The organism is Angustibacter sp. Root456, assembly GCF_001426435.1.
GTDB lineage: Bacteria > Actinomycetota > Actinomycetes > Actinomycetales > Angustibacteraceae > Angustibacter.
The window spans coordinates 510,138-532,832 of sequence record NZ_LMER01000020.1 but is presented as its reverse complement, the minus strand read 5'-3'; the positions used below and the strand labels follow the sequence as shown (position 1 = coordinate 532,832).

24 protein-coding genes are annotated in these 22,695 nt (G+C 73.8%); 9 read left to right on the top strand and 15 right to left on the bottom strand.

Annotated elements, in window-relative coordinates; translation table 11 throughout:
• Nucleotides 1–112 precede the first annotated feature (112 nt).
• Both ASD06_RS17255 and ASD06_RS17250 read right to left on the bottom strand, forming a co-directional pair.
• Nucleotides 113–1,321 (bottom strand): pyridoxal phosphate-dependent aminotransferase, encoded by a 1,209-nt coding sequence (locus ASD06_RS17255; protein ID WP_056680499.1) that lies wholly within the window; start codon nucleotides 1,319–1,321, stop codon nucleotides 113–115.
• 64 nt (nucleotides 1,322–1,385) lie between these two features.
• Nucleotides 1,386–2,000, bottom strand: a complete 615-nt coding sequence (locus ASD06_RS17250) for a phosphatase PAP2 family protein (protein ID WP_056680494.1) — start codon at nucleotides 1,998–2,000, stop codon at nucleotides 1,386–1,388.
• Nucleotides 2,001–2,334: 334 nt separating this feature from the next.
• Between ASD06_RS17250 and ASD06_RS17245 the strand changes: the two genes are divergently transcribed.
• Nucleotides 2,335–2,757: an ATP-binding protein gene (locus tag ASD06_RS17245; protein WP_056680491.1), complete on the top strand. Its 423-nt coding sequence runs from the start codon at nucleotides 2,335–2,337 to the stop codon at nucleotides 2,755–2,757.
• Nucleotides 2,758–2,949: 192 nt separating this feature from the next.
• Nucleotides 2,950–3,543 carry a hypothetical protein gene (locus tag ASD06_RS17240; protein WP_056680490.1) on the top strand — a complete coding sequence of 198 codons (594 nt, stop codon included), beginning with the start codon at nucleotides 2,950–2,952 and terminating at the stop codon, nucleotides 3,541–3,543.
• A 52-nt stretch (nucleotides 3,544–3,595) separates the two neighbouring features.
• Here the strand turns inward: ASD06_RS17240 and ASD06_RS17235 are convergent, their stop codons facing one another.
• The 3 genes from ASD06_RS17235 to ASD06_RS17225 are packed head-to-tail and all read right to left on the bottom strand — an operon-like array spanning nucleotide 3,596 to nucleotide 5,576.
• Nucleotides 3,596–4,048: a PPOX class F420-dependent oxidoreductase gene (locus ASD06_RS17235; RefSeq protein ID WP_056681244.1), complete on the bottom strand. Its 453-nt coding sequence runs from the start codon at nucleotides 4,046–4,048 to the stop codon at nucleotides 3,596–3,598.
• 8 nt (nucleotides 4,049–4,056) lie between these two features.
• Nucleotides 4,057–4,590, bottom strand: a complete 534-nt coding sequence (locus ASD06_RS19860) for a methylated-DNA--[protein]-cysteine S-methyltransferase (protein WP_304438695.1) — start codon at nucleotides 4,588–4,590, stop codon at nucleotides 4,057–4,059.
• Complete coding sequence (locus tag ASD06_RS17225; protein ID WP_082538167.1) at nucleotides 4,587–5,576, bottom strand: DMT family transporter; 990 nt, start codon at nucleotides 5,574–5,576, stop codon at nucleotides 4,587–4,589. Before ASD06_RS17225 ends, ASD06_RS19860 begins: the two co-directional genes overlap by 4 nt.
• Before the next feature lie 127 nt (nucleotides 5,577–5,703).
• On the opposite strand from ASD06_RS17225, the gene ASD06_RS17220 reads away from it, so the two are divergent.
• Nucleotides 5,704–7,680 (top strand): bifunctional diguanylate cyclase/phosphodiesterase, encoded by a 1,977-nt coding sequence (locus tag ASD06_RS17220; RefSeq protein WP_157371775.1) that lies wholly within the window; start codon nucleotides 5,704–5,706, stop codon nucleotides 7,678–7,680.
• Between the two features lie 9 nt (nucleotides 7,681–7,689).
• Here the strand turns inward: ASD06_RS17220 and ASD06_RS17215 are convergent, their stop codons facing one another.
• Nucleotides 7,690–9,249: an LLM class flavin-dependent oxidoreductase gene (locus ASD06_RS17215; RefSeq protein ID WP_056680488.1), complete on the bottom strand. Its 1,560-nt coding sequence runs from the start codon at nucleotides 9,247–9,249 to the stop codon at nucleotides 7,690–7,692.
• A 12-nt stretch (nucleotides 9,250–9,261) separates the two neighbouring features.
• Nucleotides 9,262–9,858 carry an Lrp/AsnC family transcriptional regulator gene (locus tag ASD06_RS17210; protein ID WP_082538166.1) on the bottom strand — a complete coding sequence of 199 codons (597 nt, stop codon included), beginning with the start codon at nucleotides 9,856–9,858 and terminating at the stop codon, nucleotides 9,262–9,264.
• Between the two features lie 29 nt (nucleotides 9,859–9,887).
• Between ASD06_RS17210 and ASD06_RS17205 the strand changes: the two genes are divergently transcribed.
• Complete coding sequence (locus tag ASD06_RS17205) at nucleotides 9,888–11,114, top strand: PLP-dependent aspartate aminotransferase family protein (protein WP_082538165.1); 1,227 nt, start codon at nucleotides 9,888–9,890, stop codon at nucleotides 11,112–11,114.
• Nucleotides 11,115–11,133: 19 nt separating this feature from the next.
• Here ASD06_RS17205 and ASD06_RS17200 read toward each other — a convergent pair whose 3' ends face one another.
• Entirely contained in the window at nucleotides 11,134–11,733 is a 600-nt protein-coding gene (locus ASD06_RS17200) for a methylated-DNA--[protein]-cysteine S-methyltransferase (RefSeq protein WP_056681225.1), read from the bottom strand.
• Nucleotides 11,734–11,765: 32 nt separating this feature from the next.
• Nucleotides 11,766–12,254, bottom strand: coding sequence for an RNA polymerase sigma factor (locus tag ASD06_RS17195; RefSeq protein WP_056680486.1), 489 nt, complete (start codon nucleotides 12,252–12,254; stop codon nucleotides 11,766–11,768).
• A gap of 152 nt (nucleotides 12,255–12,406) precedes the next feature.
• Between ASD06_RS17195 and acsA the strand changes: the two genes are divergently transcribed.
• The 5 genes from acsA to ASD06_RS17170 all read left to right on the top strand — a co-directional run bounded on the left by acsA (nucleotide 12,407) and on the right by ASD06_RS17170 (nucleotide 17,766).
• Complete coding sequence (gene acsA / locus ASD06_RS17190) at nucleotides 12,407–14,167, top strand: acetate--CoA ligase (RefSeq protein WP_056680483.1); 1,761 nt, start codon at nucleotides 12,407–12,409, stop codon at nucleotides 14,165–14,167.
• Nucleotides 14,168–14,256: 89 nt separating this feature from the next.
• Nucleotides 14,257–15,189 carry a pyruvate dehydrogenase (acetyl-transferring) E1 component subunit alpha gene (gene pdhA, locus ASD06_RS19005; RefSeq protein WP_056681221.1) on the top strand — a complete coding sequence of 311 codons (933 nt, stop codon included), beginning with the start codon at nucleotides 14,257–14,259 and terminating at the stop codon, nucleotides 15,187–15,189.
• Complete coding sequence (locus ASD06_RS19000) at nucleotides 15,186–16,154, top strand: alpha-ketoacid dehydrogenase subunit beta (RefSeq protein WP_200942282.1); 969 nt, start codon at nucleotides 15,186–15,188, stop codon at nucleotides 16,152–16,154. Before pdhA ends, ASD06_RS19000 begins: the two co-directional genes overlap by 4 nt.
• A complete protein-coding gene (locus ASD06_RS17175; protein ID WP_056680479.1) occupies nucleotides 16,151–17,488 on the top strand; it encodes a dihydrolipoamide acetyltransferase family protein in 1,338 nt (445 codons plus the stop codon). The genes ASD06_RS19000 and ASD06_RS17175 overlap by 4 nt, the downstream gene beginning before the upstream one ends.
• Nucleotides 17,485–17,766 carry an acyl carrier protein gene (locus tag ASD06_RS17170; protein WP_056680477.1) on the top strand — a complete coding sequence of 94 codons (282 nt, stop codon included), beginning with the start codon at nucleotides 17,485–17,487 and terminating at the stop codon, nucleotides 17,764–17,766. Before ASD06_RS17175 ends, ASD06_RS17170 begins: the two co-directional genes overlap by 4 nt.
• Nucleotides 17,767–17,885: 119 nt before the next feature.
• Here the strand turns inward: ASD06_RS17170 and ASD06_RS17165 are convergent, their stop codons facing one another.
• From ASD06_RS17165 to ASD06_RS17140, 6 genes are all read right to left on the bottom strand, one after another.
• On the bottom strand, nucleotides 17,886–18,176 hold the full coding sequence (locus tag ASD06_RS17165) for a hypothetical protein (protein ID WP_056680474.1): 291 nt from the start codon (nucleotides 18,174–18,176) through the stop codon (nucleotides 17,886–17,888).
• Between the two features lie 99 nt (nucleotides 18,177–18,275).
• The gene (locus ASD06_RS17160; protein WP_056680473.1) at nucleotides 18,276–18,710 is read right to left on the bottom strand and encodes an Hsp20/alpha crystallin family protein; all 435 of its coding nucleotides are present in this window, start codon (nucleotides 18,708–18,710) and stop codon (nucleotides 18,276–18,278) included.
• 17 nt (nucleotides 18,711–18,727) lie between these two features.
• Nucleotides 18,728–19,621 carry a class I fructose-bisphosphate aldolase gene (locus tag ASD06_RS17155; RefSeq protein ID WP_056680471.1) on the bottom strand — a complete coding sequence of 298 codons (894 nt, stop codon included), beginning with the start codon at nucleotides 19,619–19,621 and terminating at the stop codon, nucleotides 18,728–18,730.
• 105 nt (nucleotides 19,622–19,726) lie between these two features.
• The gene (locus ASD06_RS17150; protein WP_056680469.1) at nucleotides 19,727–20,404 is read right to left on the bottom strand and encodes a hypothetical protein; all 678 of its coding nucleotides are present in this window, start codon (nucleotides 20,402–20,404) and stop codon (nucleotides 19,727–19,729) included.
• A 100-nt stretch (nucleotides 20,405–20,504) separates the two neighbouring features.
• The gene (locus ASD06_RS17145; RefSeq protein ID WP_056680464.1) at nucleotides 20,505–22,073 is read right to left on the bottom strand and encodes a glycerol-3-phosphate dehydrogenase/oxidase; all 1,569 of its coding nucleotides are present in this window, start codon (nucleotides 22,071–22,073) and stop codon (nucleotides 20,505–20,507) included.
• A complete protein-coding gene (locus ASD06_RS17140) occupies nucleotides 22,070–22,621 on the bottom strand; it encodes a TetR/AcrR family transcriptional regulator (RefSeq protein ID WP_056681215.1) in 552 nt (183 codons plus the stop codon). The genes ASD06_RS17145 and ASD06_RS17140 overlap by 4 nt, the downstream gene beginning before the upstream one ends.
• Between the last annotated feature and the right edge of the window lie 74 nt (nucleotides 22,622–22,695).

Below are 22,695 nucleotides of genomic sequence, written 5' to 3'. Positions count from 1 at the left end.
GTCTGCCAGCCGGACGTCTGGGGAAGATCACTTCACTCGGCGCTGGCGACTGGGTGCCCCTACCGCCATAGGTTGGCCGCGGGGTGCCACCGCGGCCAACAGGCGGGAGAGGTCAGCGGCGGGGGGCGAGGAACTCACCGAGGCGCCCGATGGCCTCGGTGAGGTCGTCGACGTGCGGCAGGGTCACGATGCGCAGGTGGTCGGGATCGGGCCAGTTGAACCCGGTGCCCTGCACCAGCAGCAGGTGCTGCTCGCGCAGCAGCTCGAGCACGAGCTGCTGGTCGTCCTTGACGGCGTAGACGCCGGGGTCGAGGCGGGGGAAGAGGTACAGGGCGCCGTCCGGCTCGACGCACGAGACGCCGGGGATGTCGGTGAGCAGCCGCAGCGCGGTGTCGCGCTGCTCGCGCAGGCGCCCGCCGGGCAGCACCAGCTCGTCCAGGCCGTGCCGCCCCCCGAGCGCGGTGGCGATGGCGTGCTGGGCGGGCACGTTGGCGCACAGCCGCATGTTCGCCAGGATCGTCAGGCCCTCGATGTAGCTGCGCGCCTCGGACGTCGGCCCCGACACCACCAGCCAGCCCGACCGGAAGCCGGCGAGGCGGTACGCCTTCGACAGCCCGTTGAAGGTCAGGCACAGCACGTCGGGCGCGATCGCCGCCGTCGCGGTGTGGGTGGCGTCGCCGTACAGGATCTGGTCGTAGATCTCGTCGCTGAGCAGCATCAGGCCGTGCCGCCGCGCCAGGTCGGCGATGCCCTCGAGCACCTGCGTGCCGTAGACGGCGCCGGTGGGGTTGTTGGGGTTGATCACCACGATCGCCTTGGTGCGGTCGGTGATCTTGCCGGCGAGGTCGTCGAGGTCGGGCTGCCAGCCGGCGCTCTCGTCGCACAGGTAGTGCACCGGACGCCCCCCGGCGAGCGACACCGCCGCCGTCCACAACGGGTAGTCGGGCGCCGGGATCAGCACCTCGTCACCGTTGTCGAGCAAGGCCTGCAGCGCCATGACGATGAGCTCGCTGACCCCGTTGCCGAGGTAGATGTCGTCGACGTCGATGCCCTGGACGCCCTTGGCCTGGTGGTACTGCACCACCGCACGGCGCGCCGACACCAGCCCCTGCGAGTCGCAGTAGCCCTGGGCGGTGGGCAGCGCGGCGACGACGTCGGCCAGGATCCCCTCGGGCGCCTCGAACCCGAACGGCGCGGGGTTGCCGATGTTGAGCTTCAGGATGCGGTGACCCTCGCGCTCGAGCCGCTGGGCCTCGGCCAGCACCGGCCCGCGGATGTCGTAGCAGACATCGGCGAGCTTGCGGGACTGCAAGAACGTCACGACGTCCAGTGTCTCAGCGCCGCCGCCCGGTGGGCAGTGCGGCTCGCGGGCTGAGACCGACGTCTCACGCGCGAGCCGGCTGGGTGCGGTCGTCCGGCAGGCGCCGCCGGGTGGTGAGGAACAGCCGGTGAGCGGTGATCACCACCGACAGCCAGCCGAGGGCCAGCGCCCACGCGACGACGACGTCGGTGAGCCAGTGGTGGCCGAGGTAGACGCGGGTCAGCCCCATCGTGACGCCGAAGGTGGCCGCGAGCACGACCGTCACCACGCGGGCGCGGCGCGTGCGCAGCCGTCGCACCACGACGTACGCCGTGATGCCGGCGAGTGCCATGGCGTTCAGCGAGTGCCCGCTCGGGAACGAGAACGACTGCTCGTAGGGCGGCACCGCGTCGGCCAGCGGCGGCCGCACTCGCCCGACGACGACCTTGCCCACCACGGTCATCGCGAGGGACCCGGCCCCCGTCGCCAGGCCGAGCAGCACGGGGTCCCACGCGCGCCAGCGCCACGCCAGCAACGCCAGGACCACGGTGGCGAGCACGGGCATGCCGATCGGCCCGCCGATGGTGGTGTAGACCTGCACGACGCGCGTCAGTCCCGGCGTCCGCATCGCCTTCGCTGCCTCGAGCACCGGGTGGTCGAGGCCGGCCAGCCCGTCGGCGTCCGCGACCTGGTCGTACACCTCCTCGGCACCCCAGGTGCAACGCGAACACGGCGATGCCGACGGCGAGGGTCAGCAGCGCGACGCCGTGCGGTTGCGCCCATCGGGCGAGGCGCGCCGCCCAGCCCGCCACCCGGCGTCCGGCGGCGGTCGGCCAGGCGGCGAGGTCGCGCTGGCCGACGTGCTCGTCGTCCGTGGGGCGCTCGCTGGCGGCCTGTGGGTCGTCCATCGACGCATTGTGTCCGGATCGTGCACGACGCGCCCGCTCGTGAGACCGGCGATACGGTGGAGGCGAGGGTCCGAACGGGGGGCCTGGAACGGTACGGAACGGTACGACAGGTCCGAAGGAGACCCGATGTCGGTGCGTGTGGTGCCTGCCGCTGAGCCGCCTGACGGCATGGCCGTCGGCGAGTGGCCGCTGCGGCCGGTGGCGAGCAGTGCACCGCTCGCGCGACGCCTCGTGACCCAGGCGCTGACCGGCGCCGACGAGCAGGTGCTGCGGCGCGCTGCGCTCGTGGCCAGCGAGCTGGTGACCAACAGCGTGCGGCACGCGCCGGGTGGGGTCTCGCTCGCCGTCCAGCAGCTCGACGGGGACTTCGTCGTGGCGGTGACCGACAGCAGCAGTGCTCCGCCCCAGCTGCGCGACGACGGTCCGCTGGCCGACAACGGGCGTGGGCTGATGATCGTGGCCCGGGTGAGCCGCGCGCTCGGGTGGGCGCGCACGCCCACGGGCAAGGTCGTGTGGGCTCGCCTGTCGCCCCGGGGCCCGCAGCTCTAGCGGCGCGCCGCTCGCCGTCGTCCGGCCTCCCCCACGTGATCAGGCACGCCGGGGCGCCGCTGGGGAGGATCACTTCACTGCCGTGTGGCCACTGGGGCACCCTGCTGCACTCCTATGGCAGCAGGGTGCCACCGCGCCGAGCCTGCGGCGGCCGGGAGTGGGGCGGGTGAGGAGCCGCCGTAGGCTCGGCGCATGAGCGAGCCGGACGCCGTCGACGCGCCCCTGCTGGACGCCCTCGCGCGCCGTCCGCTCACCGTGGCGCGCACCCCCGACGACCGCAGCGTGGTGGTCGAGCACGACGGACGGCGGGTCGTCGTCGCCTGCACCGACCGCGCCCTGCTCGCGGCGTGGTGGCACGAGCACGCGGCGGACGCCCCTGCGGTCACCGTGCGTGAGCTGTCGCTGCGCGAGCTGCTGGGGCTGTGGGCCGCACCGGACGTCGACCTGCTCGTCGACCCGGACGCCAGCGGCGGCGTACTCGTGCCCGTCACCCCCGCGCGCCGCCACCTCGGGCTCGGGCCGGTCGTGGCCGAGGGTGACGGCAGCGAGCCCCTCCCGTTCACCGGCTTCCACTCCGGACGCCGGCCGCTCCAGCTGCTCCTCGTGCTGGCAGTGGTCGCGGTCGTGCTCGGGGCCGTGGCGTTGAGCCGGCCCGACCCGTGGTTCGGGCTCGCGGCGCTCGGGAGCCTGCTCGTGGCCGGCGTCATCGGTCGTCCGGTGCTGCGCGAGCTGCGCGCCGCCCGCCGCGCCACCCGCCGGTTGCAGCAAGCGCGCCGCCTGTCCTGACCTCGCACCAGCCCCACCCCGCCCGTGCGGGTGGGGCAGGTCTGGGGGTGGGTCAGCGGGCGAGGCCGTAGAGGCGGTCGGGGACGAAGCTGAGCACCAGCCGCTCCTCGTCGACCATCGCCTGGCGGAACTCGTCCCAGTCGGGGTGCTCGCCGCTGAGCGTGCGGTAGTGGTCGACCAGCTCCTCGACCGTGGCGTCGTGCGGGTCGCGCGCCACGACGCCGAGCTGGGCGCGCCCCTCGGCGACGACGTACGACCACCCGTCGGCGCTCGACGCGTGCAGGCTGAGCCGGGGGTCGCGGCGCAGGTTGGCGGTCTTGGCGAGGGGGCTGCGGGTCGAGATGCGCACCAGCATCGACTGCGGGTCGACGGCGTACGACACCGTCGACAGCTGGGGGCGGCCGTCGCGCTTGAGCGTGGCGAGCACGCCGCGGCGCGCCCCGCGCAGCAGGTCGGCGAGCGGCTGGGGCAGGGCGGCGCCGGACGGCGTGGCGGTGGGGTCCATGCCGCCCATCAGAACAGCAGGTCGGCCTCGAGGTCGAGCAGGAAGCGCTTGCGAGGCAGCCCACCGGCGAACCCGGTGAGCGTCCCGTCGGCGCCGATCACCCGGTGGCACGGCACGATCACCGGGATCGGGTTGGCTCCGTTGGCCGTACCCACCGCCCTGGACGCCTCCGGCCCCAGCCCCAGTCGCGCGGCGATCTCGCCGTAGGAGCGGGTCTGCCCCCACGGGATCTCGCGCAACGCCGCCCACACCCGCTGCTGGAAGGCGCTGCCCCGCGGCGCCAGCGGAAGGTCGAACTCTCGCAGCTCACGGGCGAAGTAGGCGTCGAGCTGCCGCCGCACGTCGGCGAAGAGGGGCAGGCCGTCGTCGCGCTGGGCGTCGGGGTGGGCCGCCGACCACCGCGTGTGCGGGCTGAACCACAGCGCCGTCAACGCCTCACCGTCCGAGACGGCGAGCAGGTCGTCGACAGGGCTCGGCACGAGCGTCCAGCGCAGCACCCGGCCATCGTGCACCAACGGCGCTCGCAGGTCGTCGGCGATCACGCGGCGCTCCCGCGGCGGGTGGCCCGCGGCGCCCGGCGCGCGACGGCCACCCCGAGCAGGCAGACCACGCCGCCCACCAGCGACAGCGCGGCGGGCACCTCGCCCAGCAGCCCCCACGCGAGCAGCGAGGCGATCGCGGGCACGAGGTAGGTGGTGGAGCCCAGCCGCCCTGCGCTGGTGCGCGCCAGCGCGTAGGCCCACGTGGTGAAAGCCACCGCCGACGGCCCGACGCCGAGGTAGACCACCCACGCCGACGTCGAGAGGTCGGCGGCCGCGAGCTCGCGCACCAGGTTAGGGGCCGCGGGCAGGCAGGCGACCGCCCCCACGGTGCAGGCGATCCAGGTGACCTGCAGAGCCGGCATCCGCGCGAGCAGCGGCTTCTGCGCCACGACGCTCACGGCGTACGCGACCGCGGCGACGAGGCACAGCACCGCGCCCACGGTCTGGGCGTCCGCGCCGGCCCCGACGGCGCCCGACGCCCGCGCCGTGGCGACGCCGATGAGCACGACACCACCGAAGGCCACGACGCTGCCCACCACGAGGTGGCGGGGGAAGCCCTCGCCGAGCACCACGGCCGCCAGCACCGCCACCAGCAACGGGCCGATGTTGACCAGCATGGCGGCAGTGCCGGCGTCCACGCGCTGCTCGGCCGCGTTGAGCGCGACGTTGTAGAGCCCGAACCACAGGACGCCGATCAGCAGCAGGCGCACGCCGTCCCGCCGGCTCGGGCGGGCCACCGGCGCGCGGCGGTGACGTCGCGCCAGCAGCAACCCGAGCAGCAGACTGGCCACGAGGCAGCGGCCCAAGGTGAGAGCCGCCGGCGACACGGCGTCGCCCACGTGCCGGATCGCCACGAACGCCGAGGCCCACAGCAGCACGGTGACGCCGATCGCCGCGGCAGCGAGGCGGGACGCCGGTGACGGGCCGTCCGCCTCGGCGGGGCGGGCGGGTGGCCTGGCGGGCGGGGTGGCCGCAGCGGTGCTCATACCTGGCCAACGCCCGCGGGCGGACAGACGTGAGGTTGCGGTGCGTGACCTTTCCGCCATCCGGGGGCGGCTGCGCCCGCAGGCTCAACCGGCGCTCGCGGTCGGTCGATAGGCGGCCGTGCCGACCGTGGACTCACCCCCCGCCTCCGTCGGCCGGGTGTTCGTCGCGTTCGCCGCGGTGAGCCTGGTCGTCGTGGTCGCGATGGGTCTTGCGCTGTCGCGCTCGTTCAGCGCGGGGTCGCAGCAGCGGGGGCTGGCCGAGGGCCGGGCCCAGGTCGAGCTGATGGCCCAGGCGAGCGTCGAGCCGCTGCTCGGCGGCCTGCCGGTCGACGACGACCTCGACATCCAGACGATCACGGGCATGCGGGCGGTGACCGCGCGGCTGGAGGCCTCGGGTCGAGTGCTGCGCCTGCGGGTGCACGCCCCCGACGGCCACGTGGTGTTCTCCGACGACGGCAGCGGCTTCACCGGCCCGGTCGACGACGAGGCGCTCGACGCCGCCACCGGGCACAGCGTGCTGCGGCTGACGCGGCTCAACGCTGACAGCAACGACAACGGCCCGGCGGGCGTCCCCGCGATCGAGGCCTACCAGCCCCTCGGTGACCCCCAGGCCGCCCTGGGCGTGCTCGAGGTCTACCTGCCGTACGCGCCCATCCAGGCCGAGATCGACGCCGGGCTGCACCGCCTGCACCGGCTGCTGGTGATCGGGCTGTCGGCGCTCTACCTCGTGCTGCTCGGACTCGCCCTCACGACGACCCGACGGCTGCGCCAGCACGGACGCCACAACGCCTACCTCGCCGAGTACGACCAGCTGACCGGCCTGCCGAACCGGCGGCTGTTCCAGCGCGAGCTGGCCGCGCTCACGGCTGACAAGCTGGCCGGCGCGGTGGCGGTGATCGATCTCGACCGCTTCAAGGAGGTCAACGACTCGCTCGGGCACCGCAACGGTGACGCGCTGCTGCGCGCGCTCGCCGATCGCCTCGCCGCGGCCGTGCGGGCGGGTGACCTGGTCGCCCGGCTGGGCGGGGACGAGTTCGGCATCGTGCTGCCCGACGTCACGTCTGCCGAAGCGGCCCGCGCGCGCTTCCTGCAGCTGCGCGAGCGCCTGGGTGACGACCTCGACCTGTCGGGGATCACGCTGTCGAGCGAGGCGAGCATCGGCTTCGTCCTGGTCGGCGACGACGGCCGGGCGCCCGACACGCTGCTGCAGCGCGCCGAGATCGCGATGTACGTCGCCAAGGCCAGCACCGACGGCGTGGTGCGCTACGACAGCGCGCTCAACCACTTCGACGCCGACCGGCTGGCCATGGTCGGTGAGCTGCAGCGCGCCATGGACCTCGACGAGCTGGTGCTGCACTACCAGCCCAAGCTCAGCCTCGACGACGGCCGCGTCGTGGGTGTGGAGGCGCTGCTGCGCTGGCACCACCCGCGGCACGGCCTGGTCTACCCGGACTCGTTCCTGCCACTGACCGAGCGCACTGGTCTCATCGAGCCGCTCACCGACTGGGTGGTGCGGCGCGCCCTGCGCGACCTCGGGCGAATGGCCGTGCCGGCGACGGCGCGCGTGTCGGTGAACGTGTCGGCGCGCAACCTCACCCAGCCCGACTTCGCCTCGCGCGTGCTGGCCGCCGTCGCGACGGCCGGCGTGCCGACGTCGCGACTGGTGCTCGAGATCACCGAGACGGCGGTGTTCGCCGACCTCGAGCGCGCGACCGCCACGCTGGCCCAGCTGAGCGGAGCCGGCATCGCCATCAGCCTCGACGACTTCGGCCAGGGCCAGACGTCGCTGGGGTACCTCTCGCGGCTGCACCTCGCCGAGCTCAAGATCGACCGGGCGTTCGTGCGCGACATGCTCACCGACGACGCGCACGCGACGATCGTGTCGTCGCTCGTGGGGCTGGCGCACAACCTCGGGCTCACGGTGGTCGCCGAGGGTGTGGAGGACGACGCCACGCGCCGAGCGCTGGCCGAGCTCGGGTGCGACGAGGGGCAGGGATACGGCCTGGCCAAGCCGATGGACCCGCAGCGGCTGGCCGCCTGGCTGGGGCAGCAAGGCCCCATCCGCGGGCCCGGCGCCTTGGCCGCCGTGGCGTCGGCTCAGTAGAATCCCAACTCAGGAGAAACCCAAGCGCGCCAACGGTTCCACCAGCTCACGTTCTTCGTACGCCAGGTGCGACAGCAGCGTGTCGGTGAGCAGGTCGACGGCGGCCCGCACCTGCGCGAGGCCGTCCGGCGCCGACACCATGGCGACGAGCGCCTGGTCGACGCGCTCGAGCACGTCGGAGATCACGTGGTGCTCGGCTTCGAGGCGGTCGATCACCGGCGCGAGGCGCGGGTCGCGCGAGCGCAAGTGGGGGAAGACGCTGTGGTCCTCCAGGCTGTGGTGCCCCGTCACGATGCGGCAGTACGACGCGCAGTAGACGCCGAGCGTCCAGTTGTTCTGCCGCAACGTCATCGTGGCGATGTGCGAGCGCGCGTCGCCGACTCCGGCGTGGCCGGCCGAGACCTGCTCGACGAGCTCGCGCAGCTGGTTGAGCTCCGCACGCAACGCGTCGTGGACGTCGACGAGGTGCTGGCCTGCCGCCTGCTCCTGCGGCGTGTACGCGCGGTCGCCCTGTGGCGCAGGGCCGGCGGGGCGGGTCGACTCGTCCCACGGGCGCTCGGCGCTCAGGCGCGTGCCGTCGTCCGGCGTGGGCACGACGTCGAGACCCGGCACGACGCGCACCTCGATTCTCTGCGGCGCGGGCGGTTCGGTCGGCAGCGCCACGTCGGGCCGCCCTGAGCCCGACCGCTCGGCAGCCACGAGCTCACGGACGCCCGGCGCCACCTCGGCGGCGAACCGCCGGATCACATCGGGGTCGTCGCTCGCCAGGACGTACGTGCTCATGCCGTGCGTGAGCGTGAGCTCGGCGAGCTGCTCGACCCACACGGTCGCCGGGCCGGTCAAGAAGCCGCGGCCGTCACCGCCGAAGTCGCCGTTGACGTTGTAGAGCCGGCGTACCTCACGGGGGTCGCGTCCGGCGTCCGTCGCGGCCTCGTCGATGGCGGCGTTCATCGGGCCGATGGCGTCGACGTCGGCGTAGCCGAGGCTGGGGAGCCAGCCGTCGGCGTGCGCTCCGGTGATCCGCAGCATCCGCGGCTTGTAGGCGCCGAGCCAGATCTCGACGTCGTGGGCGGGGCGCGGGCCCGGGTGGGCACCCCGCACGCGGTAGTGCTCGCCGTCCTCGCGGATCGAGCGGGCGCCGTCTTCGTCCCACACCGCCCGGATGATGCGCAGGGCCTCTTCGAGTGCGTCGACCCGCTGCGGTGCAGTGAGTTTCGGCCCTCCAACGGCGGCGATGGCGTCGGCGAAGCCGCCCGCGCCGAGGCCGAGCTCGACCCGGCCGCCGCTGAGCAGGTCGAGGGTGGCGACGCTGCGCGCCAGCACCACGGGTGGCCGTAGCGGGAGGTTGGCGACGTTGGGTGCCACGGTGACGCGCTCGGTGCGCGCGGCGATCACCGACAGCAGCGTCCAGGTGTCGACGAACTTCGCCTGGTACGGGTGGTCCTGCACGGTGACGAGGTCGAGGCCCACCTGCTCGGTCAGCAGGGCGAGCTCGACGACGCGATGGGCGGTGGCCGCGAGCGGGGTGATGAAGGTGCCGAAGCGCAGCGGGTGGCCGTAGTCAGTCACCCGCGCATCGTGTCACCGGACCCGTCGAGGGGCGTCCGGGGTCAGCAGCCCGTCGCCGCGCAGGTGCTCGAACACCAGGTGGGTCTGCGTGGCGCGCACGGCGGGATGGCTGGTGATGCGGTCGAGGATGAGGGCGCGCACGGCGTCCGCCGACGTGGCAGCCACGTGGATCAGGTAGTCGTCCTGCCCGGCGACGTGGAAGACCTGGACGACACCCGGCAACGTCGGCGCGAGTGCGCGGAACGCGTCGACGTGGGCGTGCGTGTGGCCGTGCAACCGGACGGCGATGAGCACCTGCAGCGGGCGCCCGACCCGCGCCGGGTCGATGTCGGCGTGCACCCCCCGCACGACGCCGCGCTCGCGCAGCGCGCGCGTGCGGGCCAAGGCGGTGGACGGCGCCACGCCGGCGCGCGAGGCGAGCTGCGCGTTGGAGGTGCGGCCGTCGGCCTGCAGCTCACGCAGGATCGCCAGGTCGACCGGGTCGAGGTCGGCCGGTGGAGGGGACGGCGCGCTCTCGTCGTTCGCCACGACGGCCTCCTCGGCGTGCAGGGTTCGACGCCGTGCGGTGAACACCGGCGCCTGCCGCAGGTTCTTCGGCAGCAGCCCCATGGTGGCGCAGATCCAGCCACGCTGGGGGGATGTCAACGACGACTGATGCCCTGAGCAGCGCAGCCACTCACGCCCCGGCGCAGGGCCGGCGTCCGGGTGAGCGCACGCGCGCCGTCCACGCCGGACGCGCCGACCTCACCGACCTCGGCGTGCACGCGCCGCCGCTCGACCTGTCGTCGACCTACCCGCTGCCCGACGTCGACCTCGGCGGCGACTCGTACGAGGCCATGGCCACCGGTGGGCGTCCGACGGCCGGCGGCAACGTCTACGCGCGGTTGTGGAACCCCACCGTCGCGCGGTTCGAGGACGCCCTCGCCGACCTCGAGGGCACGAGCGACGCGGTGGCGTTCGGCAGCGGCATGGCGGCGCTCACCGCGGTGCTGCTCGCGTGCGTGCACGCCGGCCGCCCGCACGTCGTGGCGGTGCGCCCGCTGTACGGCGGTTCCGACCACCTGCTCGCCACGGGGATGCTGGGCACGCAGGTGACGTGGGCGAGCGCTGACACCGTCGCCGAGTCGGTGCGGCCCGACACCGGTCTGGTGGTGTTCGAGACGCCGGCCAACCCGACGCTGGAGCTCGTCGACATCGCCGCCGTCGTGGCGCAGGCGGGCGACGTGCCGGTGCTGGTGGACTCGACGTTCGCCACGCCCGTGCTGCAGCAGCCGGCTCGGCACGGCGCTGCGCTGGTCATGCACAGCGCCACCAAGTTCCTCGGCGGCCACGGTGACGTGGTGGGTGGTGTCGTCGCGTGCGGCGACGAGTGGGCGCATCGCCTGCGGTCGGTGCGCGCCATCACCGGAGCGCTGCTGCACCCGCTCGCGGCGTACCTGCTGCAGCGCGGGCTGCCGACGCTGCCGCTGCGCGTGCGCGCCCAGCAGCAGACGGCGTGCGAGGTGGCCGCGTGGCTCTCCGACCACCCGCGCGTCACCGCGGTGCACCACCCGAGCCTCGCGGGCGCCGACCCGCTCGGGCTCCTGGGTCGCCAGCAGGCGGGACCGGGCAGCCTGCTCGCGTTCGAGGTGCGCGGGGGTGCGGCGGCCGCGCGGGCGGTGGCGTCCGGCGTCCGGCTGATCACGCACGCGGTGTCGCTGGGCGGGGTCGACACGCTGATCCAGCACCCGGCGTCCCTCACGCACCGGCCCGTCGAGGCGTCGGCCAAGCCGGTGGGCGCCCTGCTGCGGCTGTCGTGCGGGCTCGAGGACGCCGCCGACGTGATCGCCGACCTCGACCAGGCGCTGACGAGCCCCACCCCCTGACCGCGGTCCCCCGCGCAGGTCAGGGGGACGGCGGGGTGACGCCCTCGAGGGCGAGGAGCAGGCTCTTGGCGGCCGGGCCGCCGCCGTACTGCCCGAGGGAGCCGTCGCTCTTGACCACCCGGTGGCACGGCACGACGAGCGGCAGCGGGTTGCGCGCGCACGCCGAGCCCACGGCCCGCACGGCGCGCGGGCTGCCGGCTGCGGCGGCCACCGCGGCGTAGCTGGCGGTGTGCCCGTACGCGATCTCGTTCAGGTGGTCGAGCACCGCCCGGCGGAACCCGTGGGCGAGCTGCAGGTCGAGCGGCAGGTCGAAGGCGCGGCGGCGTCCGGCGAAGTACTCGTCGAGCTCGCGGGCCACGGCGTCGAGCCGGTGCCCGTCGTGCAGGATCCGCGGCGACACCTGGCGCGCGATGCGGTCGAGCACCAGGTCGTGCCCCTCGCGCTCGAAGGCCACCCGCAGCAGCCCACGCTCGGTGGCCGCCAGCAGCAACGGGCCCACCGGGCTGTCGACCGTGCGGTAGGCCACCTCGAGCAGGTGCTCGCGGGAGGCGTCCGCCGCCAGCCGCTCGTGCAGGCGACGCAGGGTGTCGCCATCCGCCGGGCCGAGACCGGCCAGCAACGCCCGGACGTCGGGTGCGGTGTCATGTGCGCTCACGACTTCACCTCCTCCGGTGTCAGGTAGCTGCGGCGCAGGGCTGCGATGCCGTCGGCGGCAGCCCGTCGGGCGGCGTCCGGTGTGCCACCGACGATCTCGGCGACCTGCGCGTACGGCAGGCCGACGAGGTGGTGGTAGGCGACGCACTCGCGCTGCTTGAGCGGCAGGTCTGCGAGCGCGGCCCACAGGTCGGCCTCCCAGCCACCGGGCTGGCCGGTGGTGCTCGGCCGCTCGGGGACGACGTCCGTGGGCACCGGACGCCGGGCCGCGCCCCGCAGCTGGTCGATCGCCTTGCGGTGGGCGATGGTCACGAGCCAGGCGGCCACGTCGCTGCCCGGCCGCAGGTTCGGGTAGGCCCGCAGCGCCGACAGGAAGGTCTCGGACCACGCGTCGTCCGCCGCGTGCGGGCCGACCACCGCGCGGCACACGCGCAGCACCATCGGCCCGTACCGGGCGACGACGGTTTCGAACGGCTCGAGTCCCACAACAGGTCAACGTCCCACGAGGCGGTTTCGTGAGCCACCCTCGCCGGGGCACGGCCGCTGCGTGTCGCGGGGTGGGTGCGGGCGGGACGTTTCGCCCTACCCGCGCCGGGCGCCGCGCGCGACGGTGACCACAGACTCACCGCGGAGGCGTCATGGCGCACCAGGACCTGCTCACGGGCACCAGCCACCTCAGCGAGCGCACCGACACGTCGCTGTGGGACGCCGCGCGCGCCGACCTCGCCGGCCTGCCCGACGGGCGAGGCCTCAACATCGCCTACGAGGCCGTCGACCGGCACGTCGCCGAGGGCCGAGCCGGCACCGTCGCCCTGCGCTGCCTGGCGCTCGACGGCAGGTCCGCTGACGTCACGTACGGCGAGCTCGCCGAACGCAGCGCCCGCGTGGCGAACGCGCTCACCGACCTCGGCGTGACGCCGGGCGACACCGTGTTCTTGCTGCTCGGGCGCACCGCCGACCTCTACGCCGCGGCTCACGGCGCCCTCAAGACCCGCGCGAGCGTGTGCACGCTGTTCGCGGCGTTCGGCCCCGAGCCGATCCGCGCCCGCCTCGAGCTGGGCCGGGCCAGGGTCGTCGTCACAACGCCCGCGCTCTACGACCGCAAGCTCGCCGGCGTGCTCGACGCGCTCGACCACCTCGACCACGTCCTGCTCACCGGCCCGGACGACGGCCGCGAGCGCCCGCGCACCCGCTGGCTCGAGCCGTTGCTGGCCGCGGCCGAGCCGACGTACGTCGTCGGCCCGACGGATCCCGAGACGCCGTCGTTCCTGCACTTCACGAGCGGCACGACGGGACGCCCGAAGGGTGCGGTGCACGTGCACGGAGGGGTCGTAGCCCACCTCGCGACCGCCCGGCTGGTGCTCGACCTGCGTCCTGGCGACGTCTACTGGTGCACCGCCGACCCCGGGTGGGTGACGGGCACGTCGTACGGGCTGGTGGCCCCTCTCGTCGTCGGCGCGACCTGCGTCGTCGACGAGGCGGAGTTCGACGCGAGCCGGTGGTACGGCGTCCTGGAGCGAGAGGGCGTCACGGTCTGGTACACCGCACCGACGGCGATCCGCCGGCTCATGCGCGCGGGCGCCGAGCTGGCCCAGAAGTTCGACACCTCGCGGCTGCGCCTGGTGGCGAGCGTCGGCGAGCCGCTCAACGCCGAGGCCGTGCGGTGGGGCGAACAGGCCCTGCGCCGCACGATCCGCGACAGCTGGTGGCAGACCGAGACGGGCGCGATCATGATCGCGAACTACGCGGCCGACGCCGTGGCCGGCTCGCTGGGGCGTCCCGTGCCGGGAATCACGGCAGCCGTGCTGGTGAGCGACGAGCAGGGCGAGGCGCTGCGTCCGGGCGGGCACGTGCAGGTGCGGACCGAGCCCGACGTCCCCGGCGAGCTCGCGCTGCGACGGGGCTGGCCGTCGATGTTCCGCACCTACCTCGACGACCCCGAGCGGTACGCGGCGGCCTTCGTCGACGGCTGGTACCTCACGGGCGACGTCGTGAAGCAGGACGCCGAGGGCCGGCTGTGGTTCATGGGCCGCGCCGACGACGTCATCAAGTCATCGGGCCACCTGATCGGCCCGTTCGAGGTCGAGAGCCTGCTCATGGAGCACCCGGCCGTGGTGGAAGCGGGCGTGATCGGCCGACCCGACCCCGTGGCCGGCGAGGTGGTGAAGGCGTTCGTCGTGCTGGGCAGCGGCGTCGAGCCCTCCGACGCGCTGCGGCTCGACATCGTCGGCTTCGCTCGCAAGCGTCTGGGTGCGGCGGTGGCTCCCAAGGAGATCGACATCGTCGACGACCTGCCCAAGACGCGCAGCGGCAAGATCATGCGGCGCCTGCTGCGGGCGCGCGAGCTGGGCCTCGCCGAGGGCGACACCTCGACGCTCGAGACGGTGGAGTCGCGATGAGCCGCCGCCCGGCCCGCACCGCCACGGCGTCCGAGCAGGCAGCCCCGGCGCCGACGTCCGCTGACCCCGACGTCCAGCTGCTGCGCACGATGCTGCGGATCCGCCGCTTCGAGGAGAAGTGCGCTGAGCTGTACAGCGCGGGGAAGATCCGCGGCTTCCTGCACCTCTACATCGGCGAGGAGGCCGTGGCGACGGGCGTGCTGCCCGAGCTGGGCCCGGACGACGCCGTGGTGGCCACCTACCGTGAGCACGGTCACGCCCTCGTGCGCGGTGTGCCGATGCGCTCGCTGATGGCCGAGATGTTCGGCAAGGTCGAGGGCTGCAGCCACGGCCGCGGCGGCTCGATGCACCTGTTCGACGTCTCGCGCCGGTTCTACGGCGGCCAGGCGATCGTCGGCGCTGGCCTGCCCACCGCCATCGGCCTCGCGCTGGCCGACCGCATGCTCGGCCGCACCGGGCGCGTCACCGCCTGCTTTTTCGGCGACGGCGCGGTGGCCGAGGGCGTGTTCCACGAGTCGGCGAACCTGGCCGCGCTGTGGCACCTGCCGGTGCTGCTGTGCTGCGAGAACAACCGCTACGCCATGGGGACGGCGATCGAGCGCTACGAGTCGCAGACCGACCTGTGTCTCAAGGCGGCCGCCTACGAGATCCCCGCGTGGCCGGTGGACGGCATGGACGTGCTGGCGGTGCGCGACGTCGCGCGGCGCGCGGTGGAGGCCGTGCGCGGTGGGGGCGGTCCGCTCTTCCTGGAGCTGCAGACCTACCGCTACCGCGCGCACTCGATGTACGACCCCGACCGCTACCGCGACCGCGCCGAGATCGAGCGGTGGAAGCAGCGCGACCCGATCGCGACGCTCGCGGCGTCCCTGCGCGAGCGGGGGGTGCTCGACGACACCGCGCAGCGCGCCATGGAGGACGACGTCGCGACCGAGGTGGCCGACGCCGTCGAGTACGCCGAAGCGGGCCACCTCGAGCCGGTCGACGAGCTGACGCGCTGGGTGCACAGCGAGGTGACGGCGTGACGACCTACCGCGAGGCCGTGCGCGAGGCGATGCGGTCGGCCATGGAGGCCGACGAACGGGTCTTCCTCATGGGTGAGGACGTCGGCGCCTACGGCGGCGGGCACGGCGTGAGTCTGGGGCTGCTGGAGCAGTTCGGGCCCGAGCGCGTCCGTGATGCGCCGTTGTCGGAGAACGGTTTCGTCGGTGCGGGGATCGGCGCGGCACTCGGTGGGCTGCGTCCCATCGTCGAGATCATGACGGTGAACTTCAGCCTGCTGGCGCTCGACCAGGTGCTCAACACCGCCGCGACCCTGCTGCACATGTCGGGCGGCCAGGTGAACGTGCCGCTGGTGATCCGCATGACGACCGGCGGCGGCCGCCAGCTCGCGGCGCAGCACTCGCACAGCCTGGAGAACTACTACGCCCACATCCCCGGTCTGAAGGTGGTCTCGGCCGCGACCGTCGAGGACGCGCGGTGGATGCTCGCACCAGCGCTCGACGACCCCGATCCGGTGGTGATCTTCGAGCACGGCACCCTCTACAACACCGAGGGAGAGCCCGGCGAGGGCCCGGTCGATCTCACCAGCGCGGCGTTGCGTCGCAACGGTTCCGACGTCTCCATCATCACCTACGGCGGCAGCCTCGGTGTCTGCCTCGAGGCAGCCGAGAAGCTCGCCACCGACGGCGTCGAGGCCGACGTGCTCGACCTGCGGGCGCTGCGCCCACTGGACGTCGGCGCCGTGGCGGAGTCGGTGACCCGCACCCGCCGCGCGGTGGTGGTCGATGAAGGGTGGCGCTCGGTGGGCATCGCGGCCGAGGTGATGGCGCTCATCCAGGAGCAGGCCTTCTACGAGCTCGACGCTCCGGTGCAGCGGGTCTGCACCCTCGAGGTGCCACTGCCCTACCCGCGCCATCTCGAGCAGGCCGCGCTGCCGTCGTCCGAGCGGGTGATCGAGGCCGTGCACGAGACGCTGGGACGCGCATGAGCACGCTGTTCACGATGCCTGCGCTGGGTGCGGACATGGAGTCGGGCACCCTGCTCGAGTGGCTCGTCGCGCCCGGTGACGAAGTGCATCGTGGGCAGGTCATCGCCGTCGTCGACACCGCCAAGTCGGCGATCGACGTCGAGTCGTGGCACGACGGGGTGGTCGAGCGGCTGCTCGTCGAGCCCGGCACCACGGTGGACGTCGGCACGCCGCTCGCCGAGCTGGGCGCCGTCGGGCAGGCGATACCTGTTGCGTCAGCGGTGATTCCGTCGCCGCGTGTGGCCGAGCCGAGAGCGTCCGTGAAGGCACCACCGCCCGCCACGCCCGTCGTCCGCCATCTCGCGGCGCAGCTCGGCGTCGATCTGGGCTCGGTCGTCGGCACCGGCCAGGGCGGCCGGATCACGCACGCCGACGTCCGCGCTGCAGCAGGCCCACCGATCACGCCGACGGCACCGCGGCGTGCGCGGGTGTCACCGGTGGCGCGCCGACGGGCCGCGCAGCTCGGGATCGACGTCGGCACGCTGAACGGCACGGGCAGCGGCGGGGCCGTGACGCTGGCGGACGTCGAGGTCGCGGCATCCGCCCCTGCGACAGCGCCCGCGCCTGCCGTTGCGCCGCAACCGGTTCCAGCGAAGGCGACCAGCGCACCGCCGGACGACACGGCGACCCGCAACGCGGCGATGCGGGCCGCCATCGGGCAGCTCATGAGCCGCTCGAAGCGCGAGATCCCGCACTACTACCTGGCGCACACCATCGAGCTGTCAGCGGCGTTGCGGTGGCTGAAGGACCACAACACCGGGCTGTCGGTGGCGCAGCGCGTGCTGCCCGCCGCCGTGCTGCTGCGGGCGACCGCCGTGGCCGCCACGCGCGTGCCCGAGGTGAACGGGCACTTCGTCGACGGCGCGTTCGAGCCCAGCACGGCGGTGCACCTCGGTGTCGCGGTGAACCTGCGCGGTGGGGGTCTGGTGACGCCGGCCCTGCACGCGGCCGACCAGCTCGACGTCGACTCGCTGATGGCGGCGCTGCAGGACCTCGTGATGCGCGCCCGAGCCGGCCACCTCAAGCGCACCGAGCTGTCGGAAGGCACGATCACCGTCACCAGCCTCGGCGAGCGCGGGGTCGAGCTGGTGCACGGCGTGATCGTGCCCCCACAGGTCGCACTGGTCGGCATCGGCACTGTCGTGGAGCGGCCGTGGGCGGTGGGCGACGCGGTCGCCGTCCGGCCCGTCGTCACCGTGACCGTCTCGGGCGACCACCGGGCAGGCGACGGCCACCTCGGCGCCCGCTTCCTGGTGACGCTCGACGAGCTCCTGCAACGACCGGAGGACCTGTGACCAGCACCGAGCACGAGAAGACCCAGCGCGACGAGCAGGCCCGAGCGGCCATCAGCGAGCTGCTCGCCCGCATCGCCCCCGGCAACGACCTCGATGCCATCCCCCCGGACGCCGATCTGCGCACCGAGCTCGACCTCGACTCCATGGACTTCCTCGGGTTCGTGGTCGGCCTCGACGACAAGGTCGGCGTCGCCGTCCCGGAGGAGGACTACCCGAAGCTCACGACGATGCGCGGCGCCGTCGAGTACGTCGCAAGCCACCTACCGGGCCCACGGTGAGCACCCTCACCCAGCCGCTGCGGCAGGGACCCACTGTGGCGCAGTGGCTGTCGCTGTGCGCGCTCGGCGAAGCCATCGGGATGAGCGCCGGGGGCAGGCTGCACGAGCTCGGCGCCGGCTCAGAACAGCAGCGCGAGCCAGCACAGCACTGAGCGCACCGCGTCCAGCATCGACCTGGCGAACGAGCGGTGCCGGCGTCGGGAGTCCCGCCAGGCCAGCACCGCGGCCGCGGCGAGGGACACCACCACGGTCAGCCCGCCGATCGCTGCCGCGAGCGTCGAGTCGGCGACGTCGCTGACCGCCAGCAGGATCCCGCCGGCGAAGGCGAGCAGCAGGAACGCGCCGGCCACCGGTCGCCCTGCAGTGGCCAGCACCACCGCCGGGACGGCGTCAGGGCGCGCCTCGCTCATGGCTCCATGGTGCCTCACGCAGCGAACGGGAGGCTGCTCCATCAGCAGTCTCCCGTCGCCTCGGCGCCGGCCAGCCCGCACTGACCTCGCCGCCGCGGGCTACTCAGACGGCCCGCGGGCGACCGGGATCATCCGTGTCGCCGGCTTGGACTCCTCCAGCGGCACGTCCACCTCCAGGATCCCGTCGCTGTAGTGCGCCGAGAGCTCGTCCTCCTTGGAGCCCGTCGGCAGGCTGACGCGCCGCACGAACGAGCCGTAGTGGAACTCCGAGCGTCCCTTCTCGGTGACCTCCTCGCGCCGTTCGGCGCTGATGGTGAGGACGCCGTCAGCGACGCTGATCTCGACGTCCTTCTCGGGGTCGATGCCCGGGAGCTCAGCGCGGATGACGTAGCGGCCTTCGTCCATGCGGTCCTCGATGCGCATCATGTGGGCACCTTCACGGCGTAGCTCTGCGACGCCCGGCCACCCGGACTCGATCCAGTCGAACAGCTCGGTCAGCGGTGACGTCGCCGTCCGCTTGGTGATAGCGGCCATTGCTCCTCCTTCGTGGGTCAGCGACTGGGGTGACGGTCGAGGACGTCGCGCAGCCGAGCGACGAGCTTCAGCGAATCCTCGTGCTCGCGCTGCCAGACGTTTCGGCCGAAGATCAGGCCGGTGGCGCCGGCGTCCATCGACAGCTGCGCCTTGGTGAGCATCGCCTCGTCGCTCGCCTTCGAGCCACCGGAGATGAGGACGAGAGTCCTTGCGGCAGAACGGACGACGGCCTCGACCGCCTCCTGGTCGGTGAACTCCCGCGCGTACTCGTCGCGCACGTGCTCGGTCTTGCGCGGCTTGGGGAAGTTCAGCTTGACGACGTCCGCGCCGATCTCGGCGGCGGTCCGGGCTGCGTAGTCGACGGCGTAGAAGGAGTCCTTGCCGCCCTTGGCCTCGATCGCGGATCCCCGCGGGTACGCCCACACGATCAGCGGCATGCCGAGCTCGAAGGCGCGCTGGCGCACCCGGCGCAGCGCAGCGAAGTCCTGGTCGTAGGCCGGCGAGCCGACGTAGAGCGTGTAGCCGACGGCGTCCGCGCCGAGACGCACTGCCTCGTCGACGCTCGCGTGCACCGACGACAGCGCGTCGGCGTCGGGCGGGATGTCGGTCTTGCCGTTGAGCTTGAGCACCAGCGGGATCTCGCCGGCATACTCCCAGAAGAACTTCTGAGCCAGGCCGATCTGCAGCACCACGCCGTTGAAGCCGCCCTCGACGGCCAACCGCAGGATGTATCGCGGGTCACTGGACTCCGGGTTGGCGAAGAAGTCGCGCGGGCCGTGCTCGAGGCCCTGGTCGTAGGGCAGGAACAGCGCCGTGCCGTTGCCTGCGCCGTGCTCGAAGAGGATGCGCCGCAGCCTGGTCTTCTTGCCGGTTCCCAGACCGAGCTCGTCCAGCGTGGGTCGTGACGGCATCTGACACCTCCGTGCTCGCCTTCTCCCATGCTGGGAGGCGGCCCGAGCACGGGGTCAGAGCCGAAGGTCCTGACCGCCCCTCCGCCCCGCCCACCCCTCGGGCCGTCAGGGACGACGGCCGGCGAGCAGGCGGGACGCCGCCCGCTGCCAGGCCGGCGACGAGCAGGACGTGTAGTTGGTCCAGGTGGCCCCGAGCTGCACGGCCATGCAGTCGGCCGCGCGCTCGAGGCCGGTCATCCCCGAGCCGCCGAACGCGGCGTTCAGCCCGGCGATGGTCGCCGACGCGCTGCCGTAGACCCGGATCTGCAGCACGTGCGCCCACTCGTGCCGGACGACGGAGTCGAGGCGGCTCGCGGGCACGGACGGGCTGATGTAGACGGTGCCGCTGCCGAGGTCGGTGGCGCCGTAGTGGCCGTACTGGCTGGTGAGCACCCAGCGCGTGGGCCGGTGGGCGCCGTAGCGCGGGATGCGCGCGACGGCCTGGTGGAGCGTGGTGCTGGGTCGCACCGGCTTCGAGCGTGCTGGTCGCTTCACCGCAGCCCGGCGCACCACCTGCCGGTGCGGAGCGGCAGCCGCTCGGACCTGCAGCGCAAGGGGCTTGTGCGGCAGCCCGCTGACCGTTGCGGTCACGGCGGGCAGCGGGTTGGGCTCCTGGTCGACGACGAGCGCCTCGAGCCGCACGCCGTCGCGCGTGGACGACGTCGCAGGTGCGCCCGCGGCGGCCGCCACGCCGACGATCGCGGTGGTCGCGGTGACAGTCAGGACGCACCCTGACAAGAGCACGCGAAAGACCGTAACTCGGCCAGCCATGTGCCGTCACCCTCGATCGCCTCGACTCCGCGGACCTCAGGGACGTCGGCAAGCGGACCCGGTGACTTGACCGTTACACGCGCAGGGCGGCCAGCGCGTGCTCGGCCGCGGGCACCGCCGCCGCGCGGTCGGCCGCCACCAGCCCCACTCGCGTGCGACGGTCGAGCAGGTCGTCGACGTCGAGCGCACCCTCGTGGGTCACACCCCACGCGAGGTCAGCGGCCGTGCAGTCGACGCCGGGCGCCACCGGCCGGGTCGACTCCCCTTGGCGGGCGACGGCGAGCGCCTCGCTGCCGTGCCGGTCCACCAGCCGCTGCGGCAGCTTCCGCAGCTCCTCGGACGCCGGACCCGAACCCTCGGGCCCGGCAGCTCCCACGAGCGGCAGTCGCGACGTGCGGCACGGCCCGCAGCTCAGCCCGGCCCTCCGGACGGCGACGTCGACGGCGTCCTGAGCCATCCTGCGGTACGTCGTGAGCTTGCCGCCCACGACCGTCACGACACCGGACGGCGACTCGAGCACCGCGTGCCGGCGCGACAGGTCGGCGGTGCGCCCCCGAGCGTCGAGCAGGGGTCGCAGCCCCGCGAACGCACCCACCACCGCCCGACGGTCCGGCGGGTGCTCGAGGGCCGTGCCCAGCAGGTCGAGCAGGAACGCGATCTCGTTCTCGGTGGGCGTCGGCACGTCGGGCAGCGGCCCGTCGACCGGTTCGTCGGTGAGCCCGACGTAGACCAGGCCCCCGGCGTGCGGCACCACCAGCAGGTAGCGGTTGCGCTCACCGGGCATGGGCACGGTGAGGGCAGCCGACAGGCCCGGTAGATCGCGGCCGCGCAGCACCAGGTGGGTGCCGCGCGAGGGCCGCAGGGCGACGTCCGGCGCGAGCTGGCCCGCCCACACGCCGGTGGCGTTCACCACGGCCCGCGCTCGCACGACACCGGTGCGGCCGGTGAGCTCGTCGCGGACGTCTGCGCCGTCACCGCGCAGCGTCACGACGCGGCAGCGGGTCAGCACCCGCGCCCCGTGGGTCGCCGCCGTCCGGGCGACGGCCACGACGAGCCGCGCGTCGTCCTCCAGCCGCCCCTCCCACGTCGCGAGACCGCCGCGCAGGCCTGCGCGCCGCACACCGGGCAGCAGCTGCAGCACCTCCGGGCGGGTCAGGTGCCTGGCCGGTGGCAGCACCTGACCCGACGTGCGGGTGCCCAGCCGGAGCAGGTCACCGCCGCGGAACCCCAGGCGTGCCACCGATCCCTGCAGCCGCGAGACCTCCGGCAGCAGCGGCAGCACCATGGGCACGGGCTGCACGAGGTGCGGCGCCGTGGTGGTCATGAGGATCCGCCGCTCGACCGCGCTCTCGGCGGCGACGCCGACCTGCCCGCGCGCGAGGTAACGCAGGCCGCCGTGGGCCAGCTTCGAGCTCCACCGCGACGTGCCGAAGGCCAGGTCGTGCGCGTCGACGGCGACGACGTCCAGCCCGCGTGCCGCCGCATCGAGCGCCACACCGGCACCGGTGATGCCCAACCCCACGACGAGCAGGTCGACGACGCGCCCGTCCGTGGCCTCAACGAGCTCCGTCGCGCGCCGAGTGGCGTTGAGCGCCGACCCGCGTCCGGGCCGCGCCGCACCGCTCGTGGCCGCGCGTGTCATGGCCCGACGTAGCGCTCGACCAGGGTGGCGAGCTCGTCGACCAGCCGGTCGAGCTCGGTGTCGTCGTCGGCCATGGTCTGGGCGGAGATGGTGGCTCCGTGCGCCGCGAGCAGCACGGTGCGAGCGAGCACGCCGGGGTCGGCCAGGCGGATGCTGCCGTCGCGCTGCCCGTCGCGGATCGCGTGCTCGAGCAGCGCCAGGATCGCCTCCTGGCTGCGACCCGGCCGGTCGAGCAGGTACGGAAGCAGCAGCTCGGGGTCGACGTCGATGATGCGGCGCAGCAGCGGGTTCGCTCGCACGGCGCGCACGGTGCCCACGACTCCGGTGACCAGGCGCTGAGCCGCCGTGCCCTCGCCGGCTGCGACCTCGGCCGCGGCGCTCGCCACACCCGACCACTCACGGGTCATCAGGTCGGCCAGCAGCGTCTGCATGTCTGGCCACGAGCGGTAGATGGTCATGCGCGAGACGCCGGCGCGGCGGGCGACGTCGGTGAGCGTGGTGCGCTTCCAGCCGACGGCCAGGATGCACTCGCGGGCGGCGTCGAGCATCAGCGCACCGGTGGACGACGAGTCGAGCTCGAACGCCGGATCGACCATGTGACTGTTGGACGCCATGTGTCACA